This window comes from Parasegetibacter sp. NRK P23, from assembly GCF_023721715.1.
Lineage (GTDB): Bacteria > Bacteroidota > Bacteroidia > Chitinophagales > Chitinophagaceae > Parasegetibacter.
The window spans coordinates 63848-79300 of record NZ_JAMDLG010000007.1; the positions used below are offsets into that span (position 1 = coordinate 63848).

Genomic DNA, 15453 nt, shown 5'->3' on the forward strand with positions numbered 1-15453 from the left:
GAAACCAAGCAATCGCGAGAAAATCTCTCTCCGCTATTCCTCAACCCGCCACACACTCAACCCCTCCTTGCGCCCCCTGCTCCTGCGAGGAACGAAGCAGTGCGTCTTCGCGTGATCAGAAAGCCACCCTGAAGCTCCCGAACACCCCGAACCGCTGCTGTTGCCGTATCGGCAATGGCGTGGGCAGTACTCTCCAAACAAAATCCACGCGGAACACCCGCAGAATATTATCCACCCCCGTGCCCAGTTCCAGGTAGAGTTTCTTATCCAGTGCGCGGAATGGCGCGTCGGGAACGAAGTTCAGTTGTTTGTTGGCATCACTAAGTGTACTCCAGATGCCTTTCGCGCTCCAGAACTGGCGGAATTTGAGTTTGCGGGTGATGTTCGTAAGGCGGAAGATGCCGTTTCCAAAATTATGTTCCACGTTGAACCCTGTGTACCGGTCGCCGATGAACTCGAAGCGGTTCATCATGTTGAAGGCGTATTTGTTGTAGTAATAGATTTCGTTGCCGGGATGAATATCAAGGAGCATGTAGGGGAGTGTACCTATTGTTCTTCCGCCGAAAAGGTTATAATACACGCTGCCGAAGGGCGGGATCTTATGGTAGTCGGAGATGCTGCCGCTTATTTTGTGGTAATCGTAACTGCTGTTGAAGATATCTGATATGCCTTTACTGTATTTCACTTCCACGATAGGGAGCGGACTACCTAAACTTGTTCTGAAAAAATTGTTCTCCAGAAATTTTTCTAGGTAGGCGAAACGAAGGCGCAATGAGGTTTCAAAGTTCGTGAGCGGAATGCCTTTTGCGCCGTTGTTGAAATAGGATTTATCTGGAAGATTGCGTAGTGGATCGAAGGTTTTCCTGCTGGTGGTGAGCAATGCAGAGAAACCGATGTTCCATTCTTTAAAGAATTCAAAACGTTGTTCCTCGATCATCATGAATTTCAGGGGCACCCCTTGTTTACGGATGGCGAGTGAGAATATGTTGTCGGCACTGATCTCGTCGTAATAGGTTTGTCCGTTGTCGAGGTCTTTGGCGTAGGAGCCGTAGAGGTACATGCGGGGATGCCTGTTCAGGAGGTACAGCGCTTCGGCTTTCCCTTTTATTTTTTGGTCGGTGAAGCCGTAGGCGAGATAACCGTGGAGCCAGAGGTCTTTGTGGAAATGCTTGTTGGTGCCGAGGTCGAAGCGGGTACGGATGCCTTCAAGACTGTTTCCGCTGATCCAGTTGTACCAGGGGCCGATCTGGAAGTTGCCGGTATTGAGGTAACCTGTTCCCAGGAAGCCGATGATGTCTGTGTACCGTTTAAAGAGCGGCATCTTTTGCAGGGTGTCGATCATGGCATAAACCGCAGCTTCGTTTTTGGAAAGCATTTCGTGGCGGCTTTCGGTCCAGAAGGAATCTGTTTTTTCCCTGGCTTCGGGGGGAAGGATGGTTTCCTCCGGCACTTTGTTCTTCTGCAATTCCGCGATCACGTTATTGCTGTTCACGTCCACATCTTTATAGGTGGTGGTTTTTCGTCCGATGAACCCCACACTGTTCTTTCCTACGGGGTATATGTTGATCACGAACTTGTCTTTCGATAAGAACCAGGTGGAATCATTGATCAGTTTATACTCCTGGATCATACTCAGTTTCTCCACGAAATTGATGTTCGCTTCCTTGCCCAGGCGCAGGTTCATCTTCTGGATAGCGAAGGTAGTATCATGGATCCAGGCATCTCCTTCAAAAGTATTTTCTCCCTTTCTTTTCGGTGAAAACACCAGGTGGTAATACCGTTTTCCGGCCACGTATTGCGTGTCGGTAACACGGTATTCATAGTAAGCGTCTCCGTTATCACTTGCGGGACTCACGAATTGTTTGTCGAAAACAGGAATAAAGTTGTTGTACACGTTCACGTTCTGGTCCATGCCACCCAGTTTCTCCGCCAGACTCTGGTTCTCGATCCCGATCGTTTTACTGGCTTTGAATACTTCACGGTAACGCTTAGGTGATTTCTGGTAGAAATAATCGGAGATACTTTCCGTGAGGTAAACGGGAAGAAAAGGTTTTTCTTCCGTGGTATCCACATTATCGAAAATAAAGCCCACGGGTTTGGTGAACAATCCTTTCTTCAGTTTATCCTTATTGATGTTGTTCAGGTCCAGTTCCAACTTGTTGTACAATTCGTACGAGAAGTTGGCGAAACGGTACCGGTCGTTGCGTGGTTTGTTCTTCACGATTCTTCTCCACACCGAAAGTCCGCGGTTGAACTTAGACTTTACCACCACGGCGCCGATGCTGGCCCTTTCCAAAGCGAAAGTTAGGCGGATGGTATCTTCTGAAATGGTATCGGAAAGCGGATAATAGTAAGCCTGGTAACCCACATAGGTAATCTCCAATGAATCCTGGGGCCATTTTTCAAAACGGAACAGAAACTGCCCCGAGGAATCGGTGAGCAGACCGGCCTTATTTTTTAGAAACGATACGGAGGCGAAGGGAATGATCTCATCACTGTGAGCGTCTTTCACTGTACCCATCAATACTTTTTGTTGCGCGTAAGTGCTTCCTGCCAGAAATAAGATAAGCAGAAACACCAGCATACACGAGCGTGCCATGCAACAAATGTAGTGAATGAATGTGGAAGCGGCCAGCCGGTGGGGTAGGCGGAACATAAATTTTTGTAAAAACTGTTGCGGGATTGAGAAACTTGTCTTTACTTTGAAGTGCAAAGTGCTTTTATGCAATCCAAAGAAGAACATTTAGAAACATTGTCGGACATCCGGAAAATGATGTCCCGTTCCTCCCGGTTCCTTTCCCTCAGCGGGCTCAGCGGTGTAAGTGCAGGTGTGATCGCGTTGATAGGGGCCGCGAGAGCGAAACTTATACTGGACGGTTATTATGAAGGATATGAAACAACCGGCTACCGGAACGACCGTTTTTCCTTCCTGAAGACAGAACTCTTTCAACTGGGAATGATCGTATTGGCCCTCGCGTTGCTGAGCGGCTTTTATTTTACCTGGCAGAAAACACGCAAACAGAAAGAAAAACTTTGGGACACGGGCTCCCGTAAACTGGCGGGCAGTTTTCTGATTCCTTTTACGGCCGGCGCTGTATTTATTCTGGGGATGCTGTGGCACAGCGACTGGCGCTTTGTGGCGCCCGCATGTCTTATTTTTTACGGATTGGCCCTGGTGAATGCCAGTAAATATACTTTCGATGACATACGGTACCTGGGGTATTGTGAAGTGATCCTTGGACTGGTGAATGTATGGATTCCCGGTAAAGGATTGTACTTTTGGGCCGCTGGTTTCGGCGTACTGCATATCCTTTACGGGATCATCATGTGGAGAAAATACGATGCGCGGTCCGGGAGCTGAAGAACAGGAAATTTATGAAGAATCCCATTGAACATTTAAACAAGGTTTTTGATTCCAGGATCAGGCTGGGCATTATGAGTGCGCTGATGGTGAACAATGAAGTGAGCTTCAACGAACTGAAGGAACTCATCGAAGTAACCGACGGCAACCTCGCTTCGCACCTGAAAACATTGGAAGAGCAGGGATTCGTGAAGGTACAGAAGGGATTCATCGGCCGTAAAACAAACACGACTTACCAGGTCTCCAAAGCCGGAGAAAAAGCATTTAAGGCGCACCTGGAAGCATTGGAGCAAATGATCAAACTGCTTGGATAATTTTTTTTGTCTAAATACTTTGTAATTCAAAGCGCTTTTTAAAACTTTAACCTTTATAAAATGGAACAAGAACCTTCTACGCCTTCAATTCCCTTCTGGCAGCAATTCAAACTTTTGTTCAAGGGAACCATGATCGGTATCCTGATATTACTGCTGCTGATCCCTGCTTCCTATATCATAGACCTTGTGCGTGAACGGGAGCAGCGGCAGGCCGAAGTACAGGCTGAAGTCAGCGGGAAATGGGCCTCGGCGCAAACGTTGACCGGTCCCATACTTGTGGTACCTTACCAGGAATTGGTTCAGACGGCGGATGGAAAGATCGTGACACGGGAACTGAACGCGTATTTTCTTCCCGAGAACTTGTTGGTAAAGGGAAAACTTGATCCGGAAGTACGAAAACGCAGTTTATACCAGGTAATATTGTACCGCAGTGATGTAACGATGAGCGGGAACTTTAAACCCGTAGATCCAACGGTATTGCAGTTGCGGCCCGAGCAGATGCTGCCGCAGAAAGCGCACATCATCATGGGGCTCACCGATGCGCGGGGGATGGAAGAGAACATCGTGTTGCAATGGAATGGCGCGGCGCATAAGTTCTCACCGGGCGCGGAGAATAATGATGTGGTGGGGAAGGGGCTGGTAACAACCGTGCCTTTAACACTGGATTCTATTTCCGGTTATAACTTTTCCATTCATCTCAAACTAAAGGGATCCCACAGCTTCTTCATCTCGCCTTCGGCGGAAAGTACACAGGCCAGTTTGCAGAGTACGTGGAAAGACCCTTCTTTTGACGGTGATTTTCTGGGTGAACATGTGGTGACCGATTCCGGCTTCACAGCGCAATGGAAACTGCTGGGGCAGAATGCCGGTCTACCGCAATACTGGAAGGGTTCGGCCCATCAACCAGGGAACGTTCGTTTCGGCGTGAACCTGATCCAGCCTGCGGATGGTTATGCCAAAACCATGCGCGCCGCGAAATACGCCATCTTATTTATCGGGTTAACGTTCTCCCTGTTTTTCTTCATTGAAGTACTGCAGAAAAGAAGCGTCCATCCCATTCAATATGTGTTGATTGGTCTGGCGTTGAGCATATTCTATACCTTACTGCTTTCTTTCTCAGAGTACCTGAATTTCGACATGGCCTATATCATCGCCACGCTCGCAACGGTAATACTGATTACCCTTTATTCGAAGAGCCTGTTCGGAAAATGGAAGCTCGCGTTGCTGCCCGGTGTGGTATTGCTTCTGCTCTACTTCTTCATTTATATCCTGCTCCAGGCACAGGACAACGCGCTGTTGTTCGGCAGCATCGGACTGTTCTTCACCCTGGCGCTGATCATGTATTTTTCCAGAAGAATAAACTGGTACGGAACGCCCGCACTTTCAAACAGCTAAAACATGGTATTCAAAAAACTATTCTCTCCATCACAACGCATAGCGGGCTTCCGCTATGCGTTCCAGGGACTTTCCGCCTTCATGCGCGGGGAACCCCATGCCTGGATTCATTTGCTCGCCACTGTATTGGTGCTGACCGGAGTCTGGTACTTTCCGATGGCGACCTGGGAAATCATCGTATTGTTATTGTGCATCGGCATGGTATGGTGCGCGGAGATACTGAACGCGTGCATCGAAAAAACGATGGACCTCTTGCACCCAGGTCCGCACCGTTTGGTGAAGCTCATCAAAGACATGGCCGCCGCGGCAGTGCTTGTAACATCAATCATTGCGCTGGTGGTAGGACTCATCATTTTCATTCCTAAATTCTTACAAGCATGAACATTGCGCTGAACAATAATCATACAACACTCAAGAAATCTGATTTTTACTGGCTTACAGTACTCTCCGTTTGTTTCAGCATCGCCCTGGTAGTGGCACGTTCGCTGGTCGTGCATGATTGGTCGTTCTACTTCCTGATCTGGAACCTTTTTCTAGGCGCACTGCCTTTGCTGTTCGCGCAGCTTGCGTTAAAATACAGCGGGTTGATCCGTGTTCTTTTCCTGGCGGGATGGTTGCTTTTTCTGCCGAACAGCTTTTATATCATTACCGATCTCTTTCACCTGAAGCAGCGCGGCAATATCCCTTTATGGTACGACCTGCTGCTAATATTGTCCTTCGCCTGGAACGGCTGTTTGCTGGGATTTATATCGGTAAGCCGGGTGGAAAGACTTATCACCTATAAATCCCGGTTCAAAGAATTCATCTTCGTCTATGGCTTTATGGTAGTAAATGCTTTCGGTGTTTACATTGGCAGATATTGGCGTTACAACAGTTGGGATGTGGTGTCTAATCCTTTCGAACTTATAAAAGACATTGGCAACGCAGTGTTCTTTCCCGCAAACTCTTTTGAACTATGGGCCATGACGCTGAGTTATTCTTTTCTTATGACCGTCTTTTATCTTATGATTAAAATTGCGAAAGTCAATTTCCTCCGGCCTGCATCGGCTTAAAAACCATTTCCTCTGATACTATGAAAAAGTAAGGGTGTTCCGAAAGGTGCGCCCTTACGTGTTTCAGCATTTACCATCTGATAGAAGTAATATACCAGCTTCCGGGTACACGCGAAGTAACCGGCCATCCTTCAAAGGCTACGCTACTGCTGGCCGTAAATCCAATCTTACTGATTTAATCGATGCATCGCTGCCCGCCGTAAAAAGTAATTTCCACTAATTAAGGGTTGCGCCGTTGCGTTGCGAGGAATGAAGCAATAGCGAGAAATGGAAATTCTCCTCAGCAATCCATAACCATTTCACGAATACCTTACACGACTTCAGAAAAATACATTCGCCGAAACCGTGTTTTCAACGATGGCTAATCCCGAAAAATACTGATTCCAGCAAATTATCTTCAATCCGTTTTTATACCTATTAGTTACGGAGAAAATAGCGGATGAAGGGAATCGGAAACCACCTCGGTGGCACCGGTCGGAGGAAAATACGCTGCGGGTATCCGTGATGCCACTCCTGCCGAAGCCGAAAAAAACTTTAAATGTTAAATCCAAACCAAATCTTCCCCCGTATATCATCCAAAGCAAACCCTGCTCCGGTGTTGTAGCCGGTTCCCCGTATTTCATCATTCTAAAAAAATAAGTATGTCCAACACGCAATTCTTGGATCAGGATCCTTTTGCCCTGAACCAACACGCAACGAACAAACATTCCAGGAGAAGATTCCTTGGTTATGCGGGCGCAGCCGCAGGCATTGCTGTGCTTGCCTCATCCTGCGACAAAGATGACGACAACAACATGGATGACGCCGTTGATGTAGGCAGTGGCGATACGGGTGTGCTCAACTATGCCTATGCGCTGGAGCAACTGGAAGCCGCTTTCTATACACAAGTAGCCGCCAGCGCCAGTTTCGGCACCATCTTTAACGCAGGGGAACAGGCTTTATTAAAAGACATCCGCGACCACGAAATCGCACACCGTGAATTCTTTAAAGCGGCGCTCAGCACCAGTGCTATTGCTTCCCTGGAAGTTAACTTCTCCGCGGTGAACTTCAGTTCCAGGGCCAGCATCCTCGCTACCGCAAAGGCATTTGAGGACCTCGGTGTTTCCGCGTACAATGGCGCGGGAAATATTCTCACCAATGGCGATTTTCTCGTACTCGCCGGAAAGATCGTTTCCGTGGAAGCCCGCCATGCGGCTTATATCCGCGACCTGATTACCAACGGCACTTTCGCAGATTCCACCGATGCCAACGGAATGGACATGGCCATGGCGCCGAAAGAAGTGGTGGCCATCGCCAACGCCTATCTGAAAACAAAAGTGAGCGCTAATAACCTCGCCTGATTTAATCATCCACACTAAACTTAATTGTTATGAACCTTCAAAATATTATCGGTGTAATCGAAGAAAAGGTTGATCCGGAAGTACAGGATAAAATGGCTTCCCGCCGTTCTGCACTCCGTGAATTCATGGGACTCAGTGGTAAAGTTGCTTTGGCTGCGGTTCCTGTCGCGCTGGGCTCTTTCTTCAAAAAAACCTATGCACAGTCTTCCAACAATGCCGCCGTATTGGAAATTCTCAACTACGCTTTAACGCTAGAGTATCTCGAGGCGGAATTTTATACACAGGCGCTTGCCACCTCAAGTACCTCCATCCCCGCCGGTGCGCCAACACAGGCCATCACCAAGATTAAGAATGATGAGGTAGCGCACGTGAATTTTTTGAAAACGGTCATTACTTCGGTGGGTGGTGCATCGGCCGTTGTCGCCAAGCCAACTTTCTCGTTTACGAATAACCAGACTTTTGGAAACGTTTTCGCGAACTATGCCACCTTCCTTACCGTGGCGCAGGCTTTTGAAGATACTGGTGTACGGGCTTACAAAGGACGCGCGAAAGAATTGACCAAAGGTGGCGCTTACCTCACCGCCGCCTTGAATATCCATTCCGTGGAAGCAAGGCACGCCGCACACATCAGGGTGATGCGCAAAGCCGTGGTGCCCGCGGCAGCCGCCCAGAAACCATGGATTACAGGGGCTAATGATAGTGGTTTCCCGGCCATTGATGCTGTATACGCTGGAGAGAACAATGTTTCTCAGGCTGGCGTGAACATCACCTCCTTAGCAGGCGTGGGCGGTAACATTTCTATGAGCGCCGCTACGGAATCTTTTGATGAACCGCTTTCCAAAGCGGATGTATTGGTGATCGCAGGATTGTTTATCCAACCATAAGTCAAGTTTGTATTTGGATTTGTCGCAGGAAGGGGGACCTATTCGGGAACCCCTTCTTTATTTTGTAAACGTTACACCCATCAGTCCGATCACCACATCGTTGGCCAGTGTTCTTACGGTAAGTCTCAACAGTGTTTTACCCGGATCAAGCGGGAGGTCAAGTACGGTTGCCGCCCCGCCATCAATAGCGCGTGTGCTGAATCCTTTTATGGTGCTGTATAGGTAATCGTGCGTGATTTCCCTGCCCGTTTGCAGGCTGACCCTTGGCGGTGCAGGTTGTGAAAGGATGAACGCGCCGCCATTGTGCAGGTAGTCCTGTTCAATGGGCCACCAGGTTTCGGGGTTCTTCAGTTCAAGTGTGGCGGTAGTTCCATCTGTATATTGAATGCTGATATAACCGTTCACCAGCTGGCTTTGCATGGGATTGGTGGAGCCGGTCATAAGGAAGTACGCATGTGAGGCGCTGCCTGAAATGGGGAAAGAAATACTGTCCGGATAATTGTCCCACGTGGAGGTAAACACAATGTTTTTTCCTGTATCGGATGGTGTGGAAAATGACAGTCCGGAAGCGAGTTTAAATACTGAGTTCACACCTGCTTTTGAACGGATACCACTATCGTTGATGACTGGCTGCACCAATGGATAGCACCAGTTCCCGATGCCTTGCGTGGGCAGTTGCAACGTAGGCGTGGCGGGCCGTGGGGAAAGGTATTTGTTGGAGAAGATGTCCGTCACTTTGCTGTTGAAAAGAGCGCCCAATGAAATATGCCTTTGCGCTTCCCGGATCGGAACTTTCCAGTTGATGTATTTTTCTTCTGTAAGCACTTTTCCATCCTCGTTTTTTAAGGTGATGGTATTCGTGCCCGCCACCAGTTCATCTTCCATTAATATGATCCGTTCTGAAGTACTTTTTCCTTTTACTTCGATCCTGTTTTTTTCTTTCCCGTTCACCCATACCGTAATCGTTTTTCCATTATTGCTCCTGTTGATGATGTTGAATCCTTCACCGGTAACCGCTATGGAAACACCAGGTTTTACAGTGATAAAAACCGGCTCATTCCAGTGGAAATTTCCTTTAGTTTCCGGGTAAAAAACAGTTTTATCTGTGTTTATAGCGGGAAGGGAATATGTTTTTTCTCGGAGTGCATTCAGTCCCAGGGAAAGATGTGCTCTTTTTAAAGTATACTGTTTATTGTTGACCTCTATCTCCGCCTGGTATTCCTGTGGAACCAGTGTTTCCTCCCAAAATATTTCGATCGCATACGAAGCGGCACGCGGTACTTTGATGGATAGTTGGGGATAGGTTGCTCCAGACTTTGTAGAATAGTTCCGGTATACTTTACCATTTACGAGCAACTTACTGATGCGCCAGCCGCGGGCGGGTACTTTCAATTCGAGGTGGAGTTGTTGTTGCAGCCGCTGGTTAATATGGTAGGTCTCTTTCCTGCCATCTTTCCGGTACGACATATCTATCAACGGCAACTTTAGTTTGGCGTGGTCCCATGCCGCAGGAAATCCCGGTTCAATAAAAAGGGTATCTTTCAGCGCTTCCGGTTTTATGCCAAATAAGCCCTCTACCAACGACCTGGCGGCCATCCCTACAGGATCGGCGAAATCGCGGTACAGTTCTCCCCGGAAAGCATCGTAATCAGACAGTTGCTGAAAGCTGCCGGGCGATGCGCCGAAATACATACTTTCTATCAAAGCGCTTCGCCACAACTGGTATGCTTTTTCTTTGCGTTGCCCCTGCCAGTACGCCAGCGAAGTATGTAGTATTTCCGCAAGCGCCACATTGTTGATCGACCAGGTATAGGGCTGCCAGTTGGTGGTAGACAAGAGGACCAATTCCCCTGGCTTAAAGCCTTCCACTTCCATAGGCAAATGAGGGATATGCGTATCCACGTACCGGAGCGTTTTTGTGGCCTGGGTTACATCGGGCAGGCCCGACTCCATCAGGTGGTAAACGGTCCAGAGCCCCGCAGCATGGTGAACGAGTTTGTTGCAGCTGCCATCCATGTATTCCGCGAACCATTCTTTATCGGTTAGCCATAACTGTTTGTTCACGGCTTCCATTATGCGTGCTGCTTCCAGTTCATATTGCTTAAAAGGGAAACCCATCTTTCTTGCAACAACCGCTGCGAGCTTATTGGCCCTGTAATTGTAGGCGGAGGAATGTGCCACGCCGCCGCCGGAGTATTGGAGCGCATCACTGGCCCAGATGCAGCAATACGCATCGTACAACCCATCGTTATCGGCGTCGAAATTTCTTTTTTCCCAGGCCAGGTGTCTTTCTATTACGGGCCACATCTTCCGCATAAAGGCCGTGTCGCCGGTCCAGTTGAAATGCGTGAACAGCTGGTCGATGAAAACAAGGTTCATATCATAATGATGGGGCCGTATGTCTCCATTCGGATTTCTGCAGATGTATCCGCTGCTGAAAAGACTGTTGCCTATTTTCTCCTGTTGCCGCGCCAGGTTAAGTGCGGTATCGGCCACAATGGGACCAGTTAAAGGAGTGGTCAACTGCGAGAGGGCATAACTGGAGAAATGCCGTTGTGCCCGGTCGTGCCATCCCAGCGGATCAGCGGCATAAGCGCCGCGCCAGGCGTTGAGCCGCATGCGCCATGCCACGGCGCCGTGTAGGAAGGTCGGGTCTTCCCAGATGGCGTCGGCCGCCATACTGAGTGCGCCACCTAATGTATTCAGATACGGGTCGGGCGTTTCCAATTGTACACGGTTGGCGAGTGTGGTGGCGGAAAGCAATGCTTCTTTGAAAAGGGAAGGCAATTGCGAGACTGTAAGAAAATTCCGTTCAGTTCCGGGATGGTATAAAAGGAGGTATTGCTGCTGTTCATTTACCGTTGTTTTGCCGTAAACAACAGGCGCGTTTTTTTCGGATCCGGCTTTCAGGGTATCCTGGAAATCCGTCGCGTCACCTATTGCCAATGCTCCCGGAAATACACCATGGATGGCTTTGGCTTTTTTTTCAGCGAACAGAGATTCGTATTCGGAGACACTTAATTTTTGCGTAGCCCCGTAAAGTAGCCTGAATGATTGTTGGTGCAGTATGAAAGTATTGCCTTTACAGTAATCTGGTTGAAGGTAAAACGATGATTCGGGGTCAGCGCCGATATCACCGTCGCGGGAGAATTTTTTACCCGTAGCGCCGCCGTAAACAAAATAAAGCTCCAGCGCTGCGGGCAAACCACTGCCACTCATTTCAAGCACCAGGCCTTCCTGGTCCGCAAGCGCGGCGGCTTTTATGTTCAGTTGCCCGGTCCCGAACAGTTCATCTTTTACAATATATTCCATGGTGCCGGGCCTGTAAACAGTTTGGATCTCATCAGCTTTTGTGAGCGGTTTTGAACGGTTGCCGTTGCGGATGAAAAATCGAAGGTTGCCCCCCATGCCCGGCATATAGAGCGCGAATTCCGGCAGATCACCGGTTTCGGCGCGGAAGCCTGTATTGGTGCCGTACAATGCCCGGTTGAATTTTCTTTCTCCCGAAGCTTTTACAAAGCTATTTCCTTCGGGCCTGTAATGAAGTTTGCGCTGACCGTAGAGTTCCGCCAGTAAGATGCAACATGTGCAAAGGAGCAGTAAAGGTTTGCTGCAGGTTAAAAGCAATCGTTTCATAAGGGGAAGGTACAACGCAATGCAATAAAAACGCCCGACACAAGGCCGGGCGCTTACCGTAAAGTGCAGGACAGTTATTTAGAAGTCCAGTCCCATAGAGAGATAGAACATTGGCTTTCCTTTGAAAAATCCGTTCATATCCCATGCAAAATCTCCTCGCAGGAAATAACCCAGTAAGGTACTTCTCGCGCCAAAACCATATCCCCCAACGAAGGGGCCTAAGCCGGCCGCTTTTATTTTCACTGCAATTGGGTTTCCTGTATTTCCCTCGTCATTATATACCTGGTATGGCCGCGACAACTTATCATACGCTCCATTCCATGCCGCTCCCAGGTCCAGGAACTGAACAAGTTGGAAATTGCGCAGGAATGCGTTGTTGATGGGTTTGTTGAACAGGGTGGTGAATACCGGTAACCTCACTTCACTATTGATGGTGAGGGCGTTGTTTCCATTTGCAGCGTTTTGGTTATAACCGCGGAGGTTAAGCGCAAGGCTTTGGTAGGCATAATTGTTATCGGGATCGGGCTTGTTGGCATCATTGAACTTTGGAAAGAGCCATCCATCGGTACCGCCCAGGTAATAGATCATTTTTTGTGTTCCCCAGGAGAAGTCGCCCGCTGCACGCACGGCCCATATCAGGTTTCTGTAAATGGGCACATAGTTCCTGGCATCGAATCCCACATTAAAGAGGAAGCGTCCTTCCTGTTGGCCCACATTGCTGACTTTTGTGTTCCAGTCCATGAATATCTTGTAACGAAGCCCATTCCAGATATTCAGTGTGGGATTAATGGAGTTGTCGTACACATATTCAATATGCGTTAACAGGAAGTTGGTAGTCGTATCTTCAAATCTTCGTGTAGGCGGTATATAAATATCTGATTTAAAAGTGTACCTGTCACTCCGCATGCCTACATTGGCCCGCAAACTGCGGATACGGTCAAAAGGGTACTTAAAGTTCGCCTGGTATAGATTGGAGTACAGCTTCGCGAGCAACGGAATCCTGACATTGGAGCCATCGGAGAACAAGGCTGGGCCACGTTCGGATAAACGATAATACGTTATGCCCCAATCAATCCTTTTTTTAAGGTATTGGAAGTTGAAAAGGTATTCGTTATCGCTCAGGTTGGGGTTGATCCTGAATCCTCCGGTGAACTTAATGTCCTCGAAAAGGTCAGAGGTACCCATCCTGATGATCCCGTTGATGACGTTGTTGTTGGCGAGACGAACAGGACCTGTTCCGCCCTGGTAAGGTTGGAATTTGTTTACCAATACATTATTGTCGAATCCTGCCACCACGTAATCGCTGAAGAATTTCAGTTTATAATCGAACAGCCTTGATTTTGCAAGCACCGATTGTTTTTGCGGCACATCATCGAATACTGGAAGGTTGGTAACGGCCGTATCGTTTCCGAATTCGGTCTGGAAGATGTTCTTCTTCGTGGTATCCGGCGCGGCCGGTTTAAATATGGTGGCCTGTCCGCTGGCGATCTTTTCTTCCTGCATCCTGCGCTTCATCCATTCGGTAGGTTTGGCGGAGACGTTTCTTCTTTTCAACGCCGTCTCATTCACTTTTAGTTTGTAGAGGTATTTGAAATCGTCCTGTTGCGTTACTTCACTTACCACGCCGGTTTCACCTGCTATCTTGGTTTCTTTCAAACCACTGGAATAGTTGGTGATCGGGAATACGTAGGCGGAATCGCTGGTGATGGAAACGAAAGCCAGTGAGTCGATATCATTCTTACCCCACAATTTAAGGGTAGAATCCACCTCCGATTTTTCGGGATTGCGAAGGATGTCTTCTCCGATGATCACGAGGGTATCCAAACCGGCCCTGCGGGTGGAGAAGAAGCCCGCGTACCTGTTGGCGATCCCATTTTCATCGGATACGAAGGTGAAATGGTAGCTATTGTAAGGGGTGGGCATCCGGGCGTCGCCAAACTGCATATTGGTGAGTTTGGTGAGCTGGCGGTAATTTTCTTTTTCGTTCCAGTTGCTGGCGAGGTAAATGTTGTACCTGCCGTTGGGAAGAATACTATCGCCGGTGGGCGCATCGGGTGACGGTCTGTTGGAAGAATAGATGATTCCCGTTTTATTGGGAAAGCTCACGAACGTGGCGTCCAGGTCATCGTAAATATCGTTGGTGACCTGTTCGATCTGTTGTGTTTCAATTTTGTAAATGTAGATATCGGTCTGCCCGTTGCGCACGGCGCTGAACAGGAGGGTATTCGAGTTCAGCATATATTTCATGTCCTGAATCTGGTTGAACATATCCAGTTCCTGTTTCACGGGCTTGTACCTTTTAAGGGCATCATATACGAATAGTTTGATCTTACCTTCTTCCGTATAAAGCACTGCAAGACGGGTTCCTTTCGGATCCCAGGCCAGTTGCGGGTAGTTGGGATTGATCTCATTGTCGCGGGAACGCACCCCGTATTTCAGCAGTACTTTTCTGAAGATAAAATTATCGTACAGTACAACGCTGTATTGCCCGTTCTTAAACTCCACCAAAGCATAGGTCTGGCTGCGGGGAGCCGGGTTGGGGGAGAAGCGGAAGAAATCTTTGCGGGGGCCTACCTGTTCCACTACGGAAACGGTTCCTTTGGGAACGTTGCGGCGGGACCGGATATCTTTGTAATATTTTTCCTGCTGGAAGGTCATGAAATCGGAGAGCAGCCCTTTAAATTTCTTTTTGGATATCCGCTGACTGGCCGTGTTTAGGTTTTTATAAACCCTCGCGAGGTATAGGAAATAAGGAACATTTTCAATCTTATACACTTCGGCGATATAGAACCAGAATGCCTGGCCCGCGAGTTCAGGTTTATCGAAAGCGAACTGGTAGAAGTTACGGTAGCTGCCGTTCAGCATGGCGGAACGAAGTTGGTCGTCGAGTGTGGCGTTCCAGTTTTCAGCGGCGAATTTCACGTAGCCGTCGGTGAGCCATTTAGGAAGATCGAGCAGGGCCTGGTTGGCGGCGAATTCACCGAGGTCCTCGCCGAAGAGCTGGTTTTCGAGCAATACCCGGGCAATGCCCTCGCGAATTTGCTTTTTAAGGTTGTTGTGATCGCCGGTGAAGTACACGATCATTTTATTGTTCACAAGTTTCGTGATCCCACCCGTATTCTGCCAGTCGATGTTGGCACCGATGTTGGATTGCTGAAGGTCATCGAAATTATTGTACACCACCAGGTTGATCCTGCGTTGCAGTCCCTCTTCAATAAAATTTTCCAGTTGCCCCAGTTCCTGTTCCGCCAGTTGCGCCACATATTTGCCCAGCGTTAGCCCGTTATCGCTGAAATAGGTATTAAAATTGGGCGACTGGTAGTATTGCCAGGTGAATTTTCTGTGTTGTACCCTGTTCTTCCCGAATTCAACAGAACTCACCTGCGCCACGGATGTAAGGGTTGCCAGCAGCATACAGCACAACTGCAGGCTCCCGACAATTTTATTCTTAAGAAATTGCATACTATTGAA

The 15453-nt window shown here is 48.5% G+C and carries 10 protein-coding genes; 7 read left to right on the forward strand and 3 right to left on the reverse strand.

Annotation, left to right across the window (positions count from 1 at the left end):
* Positions 1 to 115: 115 nt before the first annotated feature.
* Positions 116 to 2656: a DUF5686 family protein gene (locus M4J38_RS16975; RefSeq protein ID WP_251760996.1), complete on the reverse strand. Its 2541-nt coding sequence runs from the start codon at positions 2654 to 2656 to the stop codon at positions 116 to 118.
* Positions 2657 to 2722: 66 nt separating this feature from the next.
* Between M4J38_RS16975 and M4J38_RS16980 the strand changes: the two genes are divergently transcribed.
* The 7 genes from M4J38_RS16980 (at position 2723) to M4J38_RS17010 (ending at position 8346) form a co-directional block, all read left to right on the forward strand.
* Complete coding sequence (locus M4J38_RS16980) at positions 2723 to 3361, forward strand: hypothetical protein (protein ID WP_251760997.1); 639 nt, start codon at positions 2723 to 2725, stop codon at positions 3359 to 3361.
* A gap of 14 nt (positions 3362 to 3375) precedes the next feature.
* Entirely contained in the window at positions 3376 to 3675 is a 300-nt protein-coding gene (locus M4J38_RS16985; RefSeq protein WP_251760998.1) for a transcriptional regulator, read from the forward strand.
* Between the two features lie 60 nt (positions 3676 to 3735).
* Positions 3736 to 5070, forward strand: a complete 1335-nt coding sequence (gene creD, locus M4J38_RS16990) for a cell envelope integrity protein CreD (RefSeq protein WP_251760999.1) — start codon at positions 3736 to 3738, stop codon at positions 5068 to 5070.
* A gap of 3 nt (positions 5071 to 5073) precedes the next feature.
* A complete protein-coding gene (locus M4J38_RS16995) occupies positions 5074 to 5451 on the forward strand; it encodes a diacylglycerol kinase family protein (protein WP_251761000.1) in 378 nt (125 codons plus the stop codon).
* A complete protein-coding gene (locus tag M4J38_RS17000; protein WP_251761001.1) occupies positions 5448 to 6122 on the forward strand; it encodes a DUF1361 domain-containing protein in 675 nt (224 codons plus the stop codon). The genes M4J38_RS16995 and M4J38_RS17000 overlap by 4 nt, the downstream gene beginning before the upstream one ends.
* Positions 6123 to 6763: 641 nt before the next feature.
* Positions 6764 to 7462: a ferritin-like domain-containing protein gene (locus M4J38_RS17005; RefSeq protein ID WP_251761002.1), complete on the forward strand. Its 699-nt coding sequence runs from the start codon at positions 6764 to 6766 to the stop codon at positions 7460 to 7462.
* Positions 7463 to 7491: 29 nt separating this feature from the next.
* Positions 7492 to 8346, forward strand: a complete 855-nt coding sequence (locus M4J38_RS17010; protein WP_251761003.1) for a ferritin-like domain-containing protein — start codon at positions 7492 to 7494, stop codon at positions 8344 to 8346.
* Between the two features lie 57 nt (positions 8347 to 8403).
* Here M4J38_RS17010 and M4J38_RS17015 read toward each other — a convergent pair whose 3' ends face one another.
* A complete protein-coding gene (locus M4J38_RS17015; RefSeq protein ID WP_251761004.1) occupies positions 8404 to 11982 on the reverse strand; it encodes a DUF4450 domain-containing protein in 3579 nt (1192 codons plus the stop codon).
* Positions 11983 to 12060: 78 nt separating this feature from the next.
* Positions 12061 to 15444: a hypothetical protein gene (locus M4J38_RS17020; protein ID WP_251761005.1), complete on the reverse strand. Its 3384-nt coding sequence runs from the start codon at positions 15442 to 15444 to the stop codon at positions 12061 to 12063.
* Positions 15445 to 15453 lie beyond the last annotated feature (9 nt).

What these genes read in the sequence shown, in the direction of transcription:
- M4J38_RS16980 (WP_251760997.1), top strand. Translation starts at nt 2,723, where the DNA reads ATGCAATCCAAAGAAGAACATTTAGAAACATTGTCGGACATCCGGAAA.
- M4J38_RS17005 (WP_251761002.1), top strand. Translation starts at nt 6,764, where the DNA reads ATGTCCAACACGCAATTCTTGGATCAGGATCCTTTTGCCCTGAACCAA.
- M4J38_RS17010 (WP_251761003.1), top strand. Translation starts at nt 7,492, where the DNA reads ATGAACCTTCAAAATATTATCGGTGTAATCGAAGAAAAGGTTGATCCG.
- M4J38_RS17015 (WP_251761004.1), bottom strand. Translation starts at nt 11,982, where the DNA reads ATGAAACGATTGCTTTTAACCTGCAGCAAACCTTTACTGCTCCTTTGC.
- M4J38_RS16995 (WP_251761000.1), top strand. Translation starts at nt 5,074, where the DNA reads ATGGTATTCAAAAAACTATTCTCTCCATCACAACGCATAGCGGGCTTC.
- M4J38_RS17020 (WP_251761005.1), bottom strand. Translation starts at nt 15,444, where the DNA reads ATGCAATTTCTTAAGAATAAAATTGTCGGGAGCCTGCAGTTGTGCTGT.
- creD (WP_251760999.1), top strand. Translation starts at nt 3,736, where the DNA reads ATGGAACAAGAACCTTCTACGCCTTCAATTCCCTTCTGGCAGCAATTC.
- M4J38_RS16985 (WP_251760998.1), top strand. Translation starts at nt 3,376, where the DNA reads ATGAAGAATCCCATTGAACATTTAAACAAGGTTTTTGATTCCAGGATC.
- M4J38_RS17000 (WP_251761001.1), top strand. Translation starts at nt 5,448, where the DNA reads ATGAACATTGCGCTGAACAATAATCATACAACACTCAAGAAATCTGAT.
- M4J38_RS16975 (WP_251760996.1), bottom strand. Translation starts at nt 2,656, where the DNA reads ATGTTCCGCCTACCCCACCGGCTGGCCGCTTCCACATTCATTCACTAC.